The organism is Streptomyces sp. NPDC030143 (assembly GCF_055573695.1).
This window is the reverse complement of the sequence record NZ_JBVIAY010000015.1, coordinates 141,211-154,451: the sequence shown is the minus strand read 5'-3', so window position 1 is coordinate 154,451 and position 13,241 is coordinate 141,211. Positions and strand designations below refer to the sequence as shown.

The window sequence follows — 13,241 nt, the reverse complement described above, 5'->3', positions numbered from 1 at the left end:
CATGACTATACGTTTCGTTGCACGTTTATGCAATCTGTTTCGGGTCTTCCGCCGCGGTGGCTGCGGCCGAGGACCGGGAGCCACAGGAGACATGCCAGCAGGGGGACGGCGGCGTAGGTGGCCATGCCCACGCCGGAGCCCAGCCCGTCCATGAGCGCGCCGAGGACGAGATAGCCGATGCCGATGAGCGCCGACTCCACGAACGCGATCATCGACAGCAGGCTCGCCCGGTGGCGCGACGGCACGGCCTCGTTGAACACGTTGTCCACGATCACGGCGGTGATCTCGGGAATTCCGACCAGGACCAGGAACGCGGCGATGGTGACCCAGACAAGGCCGAGGCCGCTCAGGCCGAGCGCCGCGGCGAGCGTCAGGAGAGACACCGGGACGATGACCCGGTACCCGATGCGCCGGTCCACGCGGTCCGACAGCAATGGAGTGAGCCCGCCGGCGAAGAACCCCGCCGATATGACCACGCTGACCAATGCGGTGCCCGCTCCCTGATCGGAGAGGGTCTTCTGCGTGAAGATGATGTACGGCGTCAAGGTCGCATGCATCAATCCGGACACCACGACGAGCGTCACGAGCGCCGGCGTGGCGACCCGAAGCACCGCCCGCCATGCTGTGGCGTCGCCGTGCTCCTCCTCGGCTCCGTCCTGCTCGTCCACCGCGTCCGCGCCGCGGATCTCGGGCACCCGTGACATCAGCACCACCACGGCCAGGGCGACAGCAGCAGCCGAACCGACGTAGACGGCTCCCCAGGAGATCCGCTGCAGTTGGCCGCCGAGGACGATGGCGGCTCCCGAGGTGACCGTCCCGAGCATGGTGAACCGAGACTTGATCTTGACGTAGCCGGCCGTTGCACCACGACGCACGAGCAGGTCGTACAGAAGGGCGGTGTCCGAACCGGACACACATGCCATGCCCACGCCCTGCCCGATGAACAACGCCAGGAACACCCAGTAGTCGGAGGACGCCGCCTGACCGAGCAGACATCCAGCTGTCAGCACCTGGCCGATCACGATGCCGGCACGCCTGCCGATTCGGTCGGCGATGACTCCCGTCGGCAACTCCGCCAGTCCGCTGACCAGATAGAGCAGCGTCTGAAGGAGGGCCACTTGCCCGGCGGAGAAGCCTCGCTGCTGAAGGAAGACGACGAATACGCCGCGCTGGAACAGCGAGTTGGCGAGCACGGCGTACACGTAGAACGGGCGCGTGACGCCTCGTGCCGCGTCGTCCGGTGCAGCCGACCCGCCAAGGGCCTCCGTGGTGCCGGTCATGCTGCGGGCTCCCCCTGGTGACTCCGGTGATCACACGCGCCCCCCGAAGGCGACCCCATCACTCTCATCCAGGGGTTCACACTGTCAAGTGCACTACCGGGTCGGGGTTCACGCTCCCGTGCTGAGCTCCGGCTCTCATCGACGTTCACGCACAGCGAGCGGTCACGGCGGCTCCGGGCGGTCAGTGCCCACCGCGTCGGCTCCCTCAGGGGTCCTTGCACCGTGCCCGCCTGGGCCGATCGGCCTGATCAGGCGGACACAGCGCAAGGACCCCTTAGTCTCCCCGTCATGGGCAACGTCTTCCGGGCCGGCGCCGACCGGCTGGACCTGTCGAACGGCGCGACCGAGGTCTTCGTGGAGGTGCTGACCCTCGCCGTCGCGGCGCTCGCGGGGCGCCCCTGGGAGCTGCGGTTCGCGGCACTGCTGTCCGCGCAGGACCAGTACGTGTGGGGCCGGGGCGCGGTCGGCTTCGATCTCGCCGAACTGGACTGGGGCGCCACGGCGCGGGAGCGGGCCGCCGCACGGGCCTTCGTCCTGCGCGTGACCGACCTGGCCGCCCGCGGACACCGCTGGGAGGAGCTGGGCTACGATCCGGTGCGCGCGCCCGCCCACCTGCTGCGGTTCCGGGAGATCGTCACGTCCTTCGTGCCGCCCGCCGCCACCCCGCCCGGCGACGCGCTCCCGCCGCCGGCCGTGGCCTGCTGCGTGCGGCACCGGGTGCTGAGCGGGCTGCCGGGGTGGGAGGGATGCGTCTTCTGCCACCGTGACGGCCCGGCATGGTGATCACCACGACCGGCCCGGCATCATGATCACCATGACACCGATCACCGGCTTCGACCTGACCGGCTTCACCGAGCGCGAGCCGGGCCTGTGGACCGACGCGGCGGGAGTCGTCCTGTCCGTCCACTTCTTCCCGCTCGTTCCCGACCTGCCGGCCCCGCTGCACGAGACGGAGCGGTTGCGGGCCGGGCTCGCCCAGGGGGTGGCCGCGGCCGGCGGAGGGCTGATCGAGGCGGCGCACGGCGAGGTGGACGGCGTCCCCGCCCTGCGCCAACTGGTGAAGATGCCGCTGGGCAGCCGGCCCGGGCAGGCCTTCCTCGCGACCTGGACCGTGCCGCGGGCCGGGTGCAGCACCGTCCTGAAGGTGCAGGCCGCCGAGGGCGCGACGACCGGCATGCGGGAGGCGATGGTCATGGCCCGGGTGGGACCGGCCGACTACTTCCGGCCCCATCCGTACGCCGGCGGGGGACAGCTGGGCGGGCTGCCGTACCACGTCGGCGACGACGAGCAGTGGGACGCGCAGTTCCCCGACCACCCGCTCACCCTCGTCCGGGCGGTCCTGCGGCGGATCACGCCCACGATCACCCTCGACGAGCGCTTCAAGGCGCTGCCGGCGTTCGCGGGCCCGGCGGCGCAGCCCCCGGCACCGCAGGCCCCCTACCCGCCGCAGGCCCCGCACAGCGCACAGCCGCCGCAGGCGCCTCAGGGGGCCTGCCCCCCGCAGACACCCCCGTTCCCGCATCACCCGCAGGCCCCCGTCCCTCAGCCGACCTACGCCCCGCAAGCGCCGCAGACGCCGCCCAAGCGGGGCTGGTTCCGGCGGAAGGACGGCTGAGGGAGGTCCCGGGAGAGCCGGCTACCGCTGTCTGATCCGCAGGAAGGTGACGGAGTTCGCCGGGAAGGTGTAGGTGAACCTGTCGGCGACCCCGGTGACGGTGGAGGTGACCGGAGCGACCGGCGTCTCCGTCTCCGTGTTGACCGCGTCGGGCGCCGCCGTCAGGGTGGTCGCCTTCGCGCGGGAGGCGACCCTGGCGCCGCCGAGGTCGATCGCGGTGCGGGCGGCCGCCGACTGGGCGTTGACGACCTTGACGATCAGGTCGCCCGTCCGGTCGTCCTCGGTGACGACCTGCCGGAACGGTTCGGCCGGCTTGTCGTCGGTGAAGTGGCCCCACTCCTGGCCGTCGAGGTACAGGGTGACCTGCCGGCCCCGCACCTTGATGTCGATGTCGTAGGCGCGACCGGTCTCGATCGTCCCGGGCTTGGAGAGGAGCGTGGACTTCCCGCCGTCCACGGCCTGCTCGACGGCTGAGGAGGTGTTGTTCCAGCCGCCCAGGTTCCACCAGTAGTAGGAGCCGGTGTCCTTCACGCCGAAGGCGACGAGGAAGCCCTCCTTGCCGGACTTCTTGGTGGCCTTCACGTGCAGGTCGTAGTCGTGCCAGGCCGGGTCACCGGCCGAGACCATGGTGTTCTCGGCGGCCACGTCGGTCTGCACGTACTGGCCGTCCTGGAGCGACCAGCTGCCGCCCCCGGTGTGCGTCCACCGCGAGGCGTCGCCGGAGAAGTCGTCGGTCAGCAGCGCGGCGCCGTCGGCACCGGTGACCCTCACGTCGTCGTACGCCGCCGTCGTCGCCCAGGTCGACAGGCCGACGGCACCGGTGATGGGGCCCTGCGCCGAGGGCGTCCCCGTGGCCTTGGACGGCACCACCCGGTCGCCGACGTTGGTCATGAACAGCTTCTGGACCTCGTAGTTGGCCGAGTTCCAGGAGGCGTGGTTGTTGAACCAGACCATGTCGGGGCGCCACTGGACGTAGTCCTCGTTGGCGAAGAGCGGGGCGTAGGAGGCGAGCTTGACGACGTCCGCGTTGCGCTCCAGGCCGGTCATGAAGGCCGCTTCGGCGAGGCCGTTGCCGAAGGCGTTGCCCTGGGAGGCGTACTCGCCGAGGAAGACCTTGGGGCCGCTGCGGTCGTAGGAGTCGTAGCGGTCGTTGTTCTGCAGGAACCACTGCGGGCTGTTGTAGTAGTGCTCGTCGACCATGTCGACGTTCTCTTCACGGTTGAGCCGCCACGCCGTGTCGAAGGTCGAACCGGAGTCGTCGGGGCCGGAGTTGGAGACGACGGTGATGTCCGGGTACGCGGCCTCGATCGCGGCGCGGAACCGCTTGAACCGTTCCATGAACTCGACCGGCAGGTTCTCCTCGTTGCCGACCCCGACGTGGGTGAGGCGGAAGGGCTTCGGATGTCCCATCTGGGCGCGCTTCCTGCCCCATGTCGAGGTCACCGGGCCGTTGGCGAACTCGATGAGGTCCAGGGTGTCCTGGATGTGCCTCTTGAGCAGCGCGTCGTCGACGACGGCCCTGTTCTGCCCGCAACCGGTCACCAGGGCCGGCACGACGGGCAGCGGCATCGCGCCGATGTCCTCGGCGAAGCGGAAGTACTCGTAGTAGCCGAGGCCGTAACTCTGGTTGTAACCCCAGAAGTTGGCGTTGGTGGCGCGCTGTTCGACCGGCCCGATGGTGTCCTTCCACTGGTAGGACCGGGCGCGCTGCCAGCCGGAGGCCTCGCTGTAGTCCTGCATGGAGCCGGTGTTGACCAGGCAGCCGCCGGGGAAGCGCAGGAAGCCCGGGTGCAGGGCGGCGACCTTCTCCGCGAGGTCCTTGCGCAGGCCGCCCGGCTGGTTCTTGTAGGTGTCGCGGGGGAAGAGCGAGACCATGTCGAGGGCGGCCGCCGCGGAGGAGCCGACCGTGAGGCGCCCGGCGCTGCTGGTGCGGGTCGCGGTGAAGGTGGCCCGGTACCGGGCCCAGCCGCCCGCCCGTACGGCGACCCGGCGGGCGGTGGCCAGGGCGCCGTCGGCGTCCTGCAACGAGACCGTGAGGGCCGTGCCGGCCTCGGCGCGGGCCCACACCGAGAAGTCGTACCTCCTGCCCTGCTCGACCCGGATGCCGGTGTTGTAGCCGGCGTTGGTGACGGACGAGCCGGCACCGAGCGAGAGGTAGGCACGGTTGCGGTCGTTGAGGCGGCCGGCGTCGTTCAGGACCTGCGCGGCGCCGTCGACCGTCCACGAGGTGAGCGGGGTGTAGGAGCGGTTGTCGACGGCTGCGTACTCGAAGGAGCGGTTCTGCACGAGTTCGGCGTACAGGCCGCCGTCGGCGGCGCGGTTGATGTCCTCGAAGAAGACGCCGTACATGGTGTCGTCGATCGTCGCGCCGCGCGCGGTGGGATCGACGGTGATGGCGTAGTCGGTGACGTCGGCGGCCCGGGCGGGTGCGGGCAGGGCGGCCGAGGCCAGCAGCAGGGCGGTGGCGCTGAGACCGAGTCTCCAGCGGGTGCGTGACATGGATACTCCGCAGCTCTCTGTTCAGATGTTCGAGATATCGGACTTTCGTCAGCACTTCGAACGGCAAGATAGGGAGGTGACGGAGGGACGTCAACGGGGCGTGCAGTGGCGGACGGGACAAACGAAGCCCGGGGAGGCAGAGCGGTGGACGAGTTCCGGCCAGTGTCCGACGTTCTGGTTCATCTGGCCGGGAGCTGGCGCGTGGAGCGGTCGGTGAGGGATCTCGCGAGCGGTGACGAGGGCTGGTTCACCGGGACGACCGTGTTCCGGCCACTGGACGGCGGCGGCCTGCTGCACGAGGAGTCCGGCACCTTCACCTGGCGGGGCGTGGCACGGCCGGCCGCGCGGACGCTGCGCTTCCTGCCGGGGGTGACGGCGGGCACGGCGGACGTGCGGTTCGCCGACGGGCGCCCCTTCCACGACCTGGACCTCAGAAGCGGACGGCACGTCACCGACCACCCGTGCGCCGCCGATCTCTACCGGGGCGACTTCACCGTCCGGGACGCCGACCGCTGGCGGACGGTCTGGCGGGTGGGCGGCCCCGCCAAGGACCTCGTCCTGGTCACCGACTACGTCCGCGAGCGCTGAGCGGGCAGCCCGTCGAACCGCAGGTTCCAGCGTCCGCACCAGCCGGTGAGCGTGGTCGTCGACAGCGGTCGCACATCGATGTTCCAGTACGACGCGGGCGGTGCCGCCAGCGCGTAGACCAGGGCGGCGCGGATCACGCTCGGCTCGGCCACCGCGACGATCCGCCCGCCGTCCTCCGCCGGCCGGGTGTCGAGCCAGCCGCCCACCCGTGAGACGAACGAGGTGAGCGCCTCGCCGCCGTGCGGAGTGGCCCGGGGGTCGGCCAGCCAGGCGTCCACCGCCTCCGGTTCGCGGGCCATCGCCTCCCCGAGGGTGAGCCCCCGCCAGCGGCCCATGTCGCAGTCGCGCAGGGCGAGCTGCACGAGCGGGGCGTAGCCGAGCGCCTCGCCGGTGGCCCGGCTGCACGGGGTCGGCGAGCAGTAGCGCAGCTCGGCGGCCGCGAGCGGCAGCAGGTCACCCGCCACGCGCAGTACCTCGTCCCAGCCGGCCTGGTCCAGCGGCCGGTCGTCATCGAAGCGCTCCGCGAGCAGCGGCAAGCTGCGCGCGGCCGCGACGAAGGTGACCCGCAGTGCCATGCGGTGATGGTGGGGCGCACAAGTGCGCAGGTCAAGGGGTGTTGTCCGGGGACTTTTCGAACGTCTCGAAAACGAGGGCCATCCACTGGTCGGGTTTCTCCAGCGCGGCGAAGCCGACCTTCTCGTACACGCCGTGCGCGTCGTGCGTGGCCAGCAGCAGGCGGCGCGGTCCGTGCGGCCGCAGGTGGTCGCGGACGGCCGCGACGAGCGCCGTGCCGAGGCCCTTGCCGCGTGCCGCCGGGTCGACGTACACGTCACACAGCCAGGCGAAGGTCGCCAGGTCGGTCACGACCCGCGCGTAGGCGACCTGCTCGCCCGACGCCGTGTCGTACACACCGAAGTTGAGCGACCCGGCGATCGCCCGGTCCTGCTTCTCCCGCTCGCGGCCGAGGGCCCAGTAGGCGTCGGTGGACAGCCACCGGTGGACGCGGGCGGCGTCGAGGCGGGCGGGGTCGGTGGAGATCTCGTAGCCCTCGGCCAGGGGCGGGGTGTCGGTCATGGGGGGAGGGTCACAGACCGGGCACCGGGTGTCGAACGGATTCCGCGAGCACCTCGTCGCAGGCCTTCCGCAACCGCCGTACCCCCTCGGCGATCTCCGCCGTTCCGGCCACCGCGGCGAAGCTCAACCGGACGTGGGCGGCCGGGGGTTCGGCGCTGAAGTACGGGCGGCCGGGGGTGAGGGCGACGCCCGCGCGCAGGGCGGCGTCCGTGAGAGCGCCCTCCGTCCCGGAGCCGACGGCCCGGGAGACGCCGCCGGAGCCGTCGGGCAGGCGCAGCCACAGGTGGTAGCCGCCGGACGGGACGTGCGGCAGGGCCAGTTCGGGCAGGTGGAGGGCGAGCGCGGAGGTCATCGCGTCCCGCCGCGCCCGCAACTCGGCGGCAATGGCGCGCAGGTGGCGCGGCCAGGCGGGCGAGCCGACGAGTTCGAGCGCGGCCTCCTGGAGCGGCCGGGGCACGAAGAAGGTGTCGACGACCTGGATGGCGCGCAGCCGCTCCAGGACCGGTCCGCGGGCGGCCAGCGCGCTGACCCGGAAGCTCGGCGAGGTCGCCTTGGTGAGCGAGCTCACGTGGACGACGACGCCGTCGGGGTCGTCGGCGACGAGCGGGCGCGGCAGCGGCCCGGCGTCCTCGTGGGCGAGCCGGCGCACGAAGTCGTCCTCGACGACGAAGGCGCCCGCCTCGCGCGCGATGCGCAGCACCTCACCGCGCCGGGCGGGGGCGAGGACGGCGCCGGTGGGGTTCTGGAACAGCGGCTGGCAGACGAAGACCCGGGCGCCGGTCGCGCGGAACGCGTCGGCGAGCAGCTCCGGTTTGACCCCGTCGCGGTCGACGGGCACCGGTACGGGACGCAGTCCCGCGGAGCGGGCGATGGCCAGCATGCCGGGGTAGGTGGGCGACTCCACGAGCACCGGCGCGCCCGGCGGGGCCAGGGCGCGCAGGGCGGTGGTGAGCGCCGTCTGGCCGCCCGCGCTGACCAGGACGTCGGCCGCGCCGACCGAGCCGCCGAGGGAGCGGGCGAACCACTCGCGCAGTTCGGGCAGGCCCTCCATGGGGGGTCGCCCCCAGGCCCCGGGGCGCCGGCCGGCCCGGGCGAGGGCGGCGGACATCGCCCGCTCCGGCTGGAGCGAGGGGTGCAGATAGCCGCCGTTGAACTCGATCACGCCGGGAGGCGGGGCGGACAGCGAGACGGTGACCCCGGAGGCGTCGACCGAGCGCGGGACGAGGTCGGCGGCCCCGTCCGCGCTCAGCGCGACCTCCTGCCAGGAGGTGTCCCCGGCGGGGGCGGCCGGGGTGAGCGGCGGGCGGGCCCGGAACGCGCCGGCGCCGGGCCGGGTGACCACCAGCCCCTCGGCGGCAAGGTGCGCGAGAGCCCGCGAGACGGTCACCGGACTCACCCGGAACCGCTCGACGAGGGCCCGGCTCGACGGGAGCTTCTCGCCGGGTGAGTAGCGGTCGAGCTCCCGCCGCAGCCGTTCCGCCAGTTCACCCACACTGCTACGCTCATGCATGAAGACAGAGAGTAGCGCTATCCGCAAGCCGACGATAGCGGTCACCGCTCCGCCGACCCGCGGGTTCGGCACCCTCCAGGCAGCCCTGGGCGTGGTCGCCTTCTCGCTCACCTTTCCCGCCACCGCCTGGGGACTGGAGGGCTTCGGGCCCTGGTCGCTGGTCGCGGTGCGCAGCGTCCTGGCCGCCCTGATCGCCGGCGCCTGTCTGCTCCGGCTGCGCGTACCGCTCCCGCCCCGGCGGCACCGGGCGGGGCTCGCCGTCGTGGCCGCCGGGGTCGTCGTGGGCTTCCCGATGCTCACCACGCTCGCGCTGGGGACGTCCACCACCGCGCACGCCGCCGTCGTGGTGGGTCTGCTGCCGTTGACCACGGCCCTGCTGTCCGCCCTGCGCATCGGCTCGCGCCCCTCCCGCACTTTCTGGGCTGCGGCGCTGGCGGGCGCCGCGGCGGTGGTGGCGTTCACCGTGCGGCAGAGCGGCGGGGCCCTGACCACCGCCGACCTCTACCTGTTCGGGGCGCTGCTGGTGTGCGCCGCCGGGTACACGGAGGGCGGCAGGCTCGCCCGGGTCATGCCGGGCTGGCAGGTCATCGCCTGGGCGCTGGTGCTCTGCCTGCCGCTGAGCGTGCCGGCCGCGGCGATCGCGCTCTTTGTCGAACCGGTCCGGCTGACCGCGCACGCCGTGGCCGGGCTGCTGTGGGTCGCGGCCGGTTCGCAGTTCCTCGGCCTGGTCGTCTGGTACCGGGGCATGGCGGCCGTCGGCATCCCCCGAGCCAGCCAGTTGCAGTTGGCGCAGCCCCTGCTCACACTGGTGTGGTCGGTGCTGCTGCTGGGTGAGCACCTGACACCCGCCGCCCCGCTGACGGCAGCGGCCGTCCTGGTCTGCATCGCCGTCACCCAGCGGGCTCGCGGCTGAGCGGGGCCTCGACCGGCCCGCGGCCACCGATCGCTGCTCCACATGGTGAGGAGGCCCCTCGAGATGCAAGCCACCGTGGGCGACCAGCTTGTCCAGCACGGCAGGGTGGTCGGCCAACACGACAAGGTCGGCGAGATCGTCGAAGTACTCGGCCAGGAGGGCAAACCCCCGTACCGCGTCCGTTTCCAGGACGGGCACGAGGGGCTGTGCTCGCCCGGCCCGGACACCGAGATCCGTCACCGGGAGACCGGACCGCCGGTCGGCCGGTAGCGCGGGTCAGCGCGGCGGCGTCGCCCCGGACCCGGAGTGGTCAGCGCGGCGGCGTCGCCCCGGACCCGGAGTGGTCAGCGCGGCGGCGTCGCCCCGGACCCGGAGTGGTCAGCGCGGCGGCGTCGCCGGCTCCCGGTAGTGGTCGGCGACCACCCGCGCCATCGCCCCGATCCGGTCCGCCGCCACCTCGGCGGCGGAGAAGAAGACGTGCCCGCGGACCTCGGGACGGCTGCGGGCCAGGGCCAGGTGCCGGGACAGCTCGGCCGGGTCCTGCCAGGCGGGGGGCTGCGCCGGGTCCCCGGCCTTGTACAGCGCCTCCCCCAGGTACAGCTTCGTCCGGCTGCCCCGCGCCACGTCCGCCCACCAGCGCACGAGCTCGGCGTAGTCGGCCACGGACAGTCCGATGTTCCAGTACAGCTGCGGGACGACGTAGTCGAGCCACCCCTCCCGCACCCACCTGCGCGTGTCCGCGTGGACGGCGTCGTAGGACTCCATGGCCCGGGTGTCCGAGCCGCGCGGGTCGGTGGAGGCGTTGCGCCACACCCCGAACGGGCTGATGCCGAACAGGGTGCCCGGCCGGACCGCCCTGATCCGCGCCGCGGTCTCGGCGACCAGCCGGTCGACGTTGTCCCGCCGCCACGCGGCCCGGTGGGGGAAGGCGGCGCCGTGGCGGTCGTACGCCTCGTCGTCGTCGAAGGTCTGCCCGGCCACCGGGTAGGGGTAGAAGTAGTCGTCGAAGTGGACCGCGTCCACGGGGTACTTCCGTACCGCGTCGAGCATCGCGTCCTGCACGAAGGCCCGCACCTGCGGCAGCCCGGGGTTGTAGTAGAGCTTCCCGGCGTACGGCACCACCCAGTCGGGGTGCCGGCGTGCCGGGTGGGAGGCGACGAGCCGCGTCGGGTCGGCGTGGGTGGCGACCCGGTAGGGGTTGAACCAGGCGTGCAGCTGGAGTCCGCGCGCGTGGGCCTCCGTCACCGCCGTGCCCAGCGGGTCCCAGCCGGGTGCCTTGCCCTGGGTGCCGGTGAGAACCTCCGACCAGGGCTCGTACGACGAGGGCCACAGGGCGTCGGCGGTGGGCCGCACCTGGAAGACGACGGTGTTGAGGCGGTTGCGGACCGCGACGTCCAGCCAGGCGATCAGCTCGGCGCGCTGGAGGGCGGCGCTCAGGCCCGGCCGCGAGGGCCAGTCGCGGTTGCCGACCGTCGCCAGCCACATGCCCCGCATCTCGGTCGCCGCCCGGCGCGGGCGCCCGGCGGCAGGGGCCGCCACCCCCGTTGTCGTGACCGCCGACAGCGCGGCCAGCGCGAACGCCCGCCGGGTCAGTCGCCCCATCGCCCACATCCCCACACACGCCGTGGATCCGCTCGGTCACGGATCGTCTCCGCGCCCCAGCATGCCCCCACCCCGACGATCGATCATCGATACTTGCTAGTAACGTGCACGATCGGAGCAGGCCGTCCGGGACCCGGCGGACCGGCTCCGTCATCGAGCGTCAGCGCCAGTGCCAGTGAAGGGGACGATGTGACCACCATCCCATCGGGAGATATCGCACGCGTCGGAGTGGTGGGCTGCGGCCAGATGGGCGCGGGCATCGCCGAGGTCTGCGCGCGCGCCGGACTGGACGTCAAGGTCGCCGAGACCACCGGCGAAGCCCTGGAGATCGGCCGCACCCGGCTGTACAACTCCCTGGCCAAGGCCGCCGAGCGCGGCAAGATCACCGAGGAGGAGCGGGACGCCACACAGGCGCGGCTGAGCTTCACCACCGACCTCGGCGAGTTCGCCGACCGCGACCTGGTCATCGAGGCCGTCGTGGAGAACGAGCAGGTCAAGACGGAGATCTTCCAGGTCCTGGACCAGGTGGTGACCCGCCCGGACGCGATCCTCGCCTCCAACACCTCCTCCATCCCGCTGGTGAGGCTGGCGGTCGCCACCTCGCGGCCCGACCAGGTCGTCGGCGTCCACTTCTTCAACCCGGCCCCGGTACAGCAGCTCGTCGAGCTGATCCCGGCGCTGACCACCTCCGAGGGCACGCTCAGCCGGGCGCAGCTGTTCGCCGAGAAGGTGCTGGGCAAGCACGCGATCCGCGCCCAGGACCGCTCCGGGTTCGTCGTCAACGCCCTGCTGATCCCCTACCTGCTCTCCGCGATCCGGATGTTCGAGACGGGCATCGCCAGCCGTGAGGACATCGACAACGGCATGGAGCTGGGCTGCGCCCACCCGATGGGCCCGCTCAAGCTGTCCGACCTGATCGGCCTGGACACGGTCGCCTCCGTGGCGCAGAGCATGTACGACGAGTACAAGGAGCCCCTGTACGCCGCTCCCCCGCTGCTCCAGCGCATGGTCGACGCGGGCCGGCTGGGCCGCAAGACCGGCTCGGGCTTCTACAGCTACGGCTGATCGCCTCGACGAGACCCGCTCGGGCCCGGCGCTCCACGGAGTGCCGGGCCCGCGGTGTTCACACGCCGTGTGCGCGACGGGCCCGCATATGCCGCGCGCACACTCTCCCCGCTCGTCCACCGGGAGGGTTCACTCATCATGCGCATGCAAGGGATGTGAGAGAACTACGGAAAGGAGCGGACACGTGACCGCCGATCCCGAGCATCCCGTCGTCCATGGAGAACTCGCGGAGTTACGGCGCCGGCTCGACGTGGCGTACGCCCGTGTCGAGGGCGGCCTGGCCCTGCTGACCCACCGCACCGAGGAGACCGCCAAGGAGCTCGACGAACTGAGCACCCGTCTCGTCACGTTGGAGCACGCGCGCTGGCCGCTGCCGTCGATCGCGGCGGTCACGGCCGTCGGCGCCCTCGTGGTGACGCTCTGGCAGGCCTTCGGTCGCTGAGGGGTCCTTGCACAGCGCAAGGACCCCTGAGGCCCGGCGGGGCGTCAGGGCGTGGCGCCCCGTCCCGGCCTGAGGTGGTGCAACAGCAGTAACGCGGCTGCCATGTTGGCGGCCGGGACCTCCCCCCGGGCGACCAGGTCCGGGACGAGCCTGAGCGGGACCCATTCCCGGCGGTCCGACTCGAAGTCGTCCACGGGGTGCCCGACGTACTCGGCCGCGTCCGACCAGTAGATGTGGTGCACGGCGTCGGTGAGGCCGTTGGACGGTTCCACGCTCATCAGGTGGTGCAGGGGCCCCGGTCGCCAGCCGGTCTCCTCCTCCAGTTCCCGGGCGGCCGCGTCGGCGACGTCCTCGCCGTCCTCGACCACGCCCGCCGCGAGTTCCCAGCCCCAGCTGTCGGTGATGAAGCGGTGCCGCCACAGGAGCAGTACCTCGTCGGCCTCGTTCACCACCGTGGCCACGGCGACCGGCCGCAGCCGTATGAGGAAGTGGTCGAGGTGCCGGCCGTCCGGCAGTTCCACATCCGCGAGGTTGACGCTGAACCAGCGGTTCGCATACACAGGCCGTTCGTTCTGTTTCGTCCACTGCACGGTTCTGCCACCTTCCGTCGGGTAAGGGGCAATATCGCAGCAGGGACTGTGCCTCGCCGGTGA

Annotated in this window: 14 protein-coding genes; 7 read left to right on the top strand and 7 right to left on the bottom strand. The window is 72.2% G+C overall.

Features of this window, described 5'->3' with window-relative positions:
* Nucleotides 1-5 precede the first annotated feature (5 nt).
* Nucleotides 6-1,280: an MFS transporter gene (locus ACZ4YY_RS24840; protein WP_468294149.1), complete on the bottom strand. Its 1,275-nt coding sequence runs from the start codon at nt 1,278-1,280 to the stop codon at nt 6-8.
* 288 nt (nt 1,281-1,568) lie between these two features.
* Between ACZ4YY_RS24840 and ACZ4YY_RS24835 the strand changes: the two genes are divergently transcribed.
* Nucleotides 1,569-2,063, top strand: coding sequence for a hypothetical protein (locus ACZ4YY_RS24835; RefSeq protein WP_468294146.1), 495 nt, complete (start codon nt 1,569-1,571; stop codon nt 2,061-2,063).
* Nucleotides 2,064-2,094: 31 nt separating this feature from the next.
* A complete protein-coding gene (locus tag ACZ4YY_RS24830; protein WP_468294143.1) occupies nt 2,095-2,895 on the top strand; it encodes a hypothetical protein in 801 nt (266 codons plus the stop codon).
* 21 nt (nt 2,896-2,916) lie between these two features.
* On the opposite strand, the gene ACZ4YY_RS24825 is transcribed toward ACZ4YY_RS24830, so the two are convergent.
* Nucleotides 2,917-5,394 (bottom strand): alpha-L-arabinofuranosidase C-terminal domain-containing protein, encoded by a 2,478-nt coding sequence (locus ACZ4YY_RS24825; RefSeq protein WP_468294140.1) that lies wholly within the window; start codon nt 5,392-5,394, stop codon nt 2,917-2,919.
* A gap of 144 nt (nt 5,395-5,538) precedes the next feature.
* Here ACZ4YY_RS24825 and ACZ4YY_RS24820 point away from each other — a divergent pair, with 144 nt between their 5' ends.
* Nucleotides 5,539-5,982, top strand: coding sequence for a DUF6314 family protein (locus ACZ4YY_RS24820; RefSeq protein WP_468294137.1), 444 nt, complete (start codon nt 5,539-5,541; stop codon nt 5,980-5,982).
* Here ACZ4YY_RS24820 and ACZ4YY_RS24815 read toward each other — a convergent pair.
* From ACZ4YY_RS24815 to ACZ4YY_RS24805, 3 genes are read right to left on the bottom strand one after another with little or no spacing between them, the layout of a single operon-like run.
* Nucleotides 5,964-6,557, bottom strand: a complete 594-nt coding sequence (locus ACZ4YY_RS24815; protein ID WP_468294134.1) for a histidine phosphatase family protein — start codon at nt 6,555-6,557, stop codon at nt 5,964-5,966. The genes ACZ4YY_RS24820 and ACZ4YY_RS24815 overlap by 19 nt on opposite strands.
* Before the next feature lie 31 nt (nt 6,558-6,588).
* Entirely contained in the window at nt 6,589-7,056 is a 468-nt protein-coding gene (locus tag ACZ4YY_RS24810) for a GNAT family N-acetyltransferase (RefSeq protein ID WP_468294132.1), read from the bottom strand.
* Between the two features lie 10 nt (nt 7,057-7,066).
* Entirely contained in the window at nt 7,067-8,566 is a 1,500-nt protein-coding gene (locus tag ACZ4YY_RS24805) for an aminotransferase-like domain-containing protein (protein ID WP_468294129.1), read from the bottom strand.
* On the opposite strand from ACZ4YY_RS24805, the gene ACZ4YY_RS24800 reads away from it, so the two are divergent.
* Together ACZ4YY_RS24800 and ACZ4YY_RS24795 are read left to right on the top strand one after the other, a co-directional pair.
* Complete coding sequence (locus ACZ4YY_RS24800; protein WP_468294127.1) at nt 8,565-9,479, top strand: DMT family transporter; 915 nt, start codon at nt 8,565-8,567, stop codon at nt 9,477-9,479. The genes ACZ4YY_RS24805 and ACZ4YY_RS24800 overlap by 2 nt on opposite strands.
* Nucleotides 9,480-9,542: 63 nt before the next feature.
* Nucleotides 9,543-9,749, top strand: a complete 207-nt coding sequence (locus ACZ4YY_RS24795; protein ID WP_468294124.1) for a DUF1918 domain-containing protein — start codon at nt 9,543-9,545, stop codon at nt 9,747-9,749.
* Between the two features lie 108 nt (nt 9,750-9,857).
* Here ACZ4YY_RS24795 and ACZ4YY_RS24790 read toward each other — a convergent pair whose 3' ends face one another.
* Nucleotides 9,858-11,081 carry a glycoside hydrolase family 10-like protein gene (locus ACZ4YY_RS24790; RefSeq protein ID WP_468294121.1) on the bottom strand — a complete coding sequence of 408 codons (1,224 nt, stop codon included), beginning with the start codon at nt 11,079-11,081 and terminating at the stop codon, nt 9,858-9,860.
* 189 nt (nt 11,082-11,270) lie between these two features.
* Here ACZ4YY_RS24790 and ACZ4YY_RS24785 point away from each other — a divergent pair, with 189 nt between their 5' ends.
* Nucleotides 11,271-12,146 (top strand): 3-hydroxybutyryl-CoA dehydrogenase, encoded by an 876-nt coding sequence (locus ACZ4YY_RS24785; protein WP_468294118.1) that lies wholly within the window; start codon nt 11,271-11,273, stop codon nt 12,144-12,146.
* 184 nt (nt 12,147-12,330) lie between these two features.
* Entirely contained in the window at nt 12,331-12,588 is a 258-nt protein-coding gene (locus ACZ4YY_RS24780; protein ID WP_468294115.1) for a hypothetical protein, read from the top strand.
* Between the two features lie 44 nt (nt 12,589-12,632).
* On the opposite strand, the gene ACZ4YY_RS24775 is transcribed toward ACZ4YY_RS24780, so the two are convergent.
* Nucleotides 12,633-13,178 (bottom strand): NUDIX hydrolase, encoded by a 546-nt coding sequence (locus ACZ4YY_RS24775; protein WP_468294112.1) that lies wholly within the window; start codon nt 13,176-13,178, stop codon nt 12,633-12,635.
* Nucleotides 13,179-13,241 lie beyond the last annotated feature (63 nt).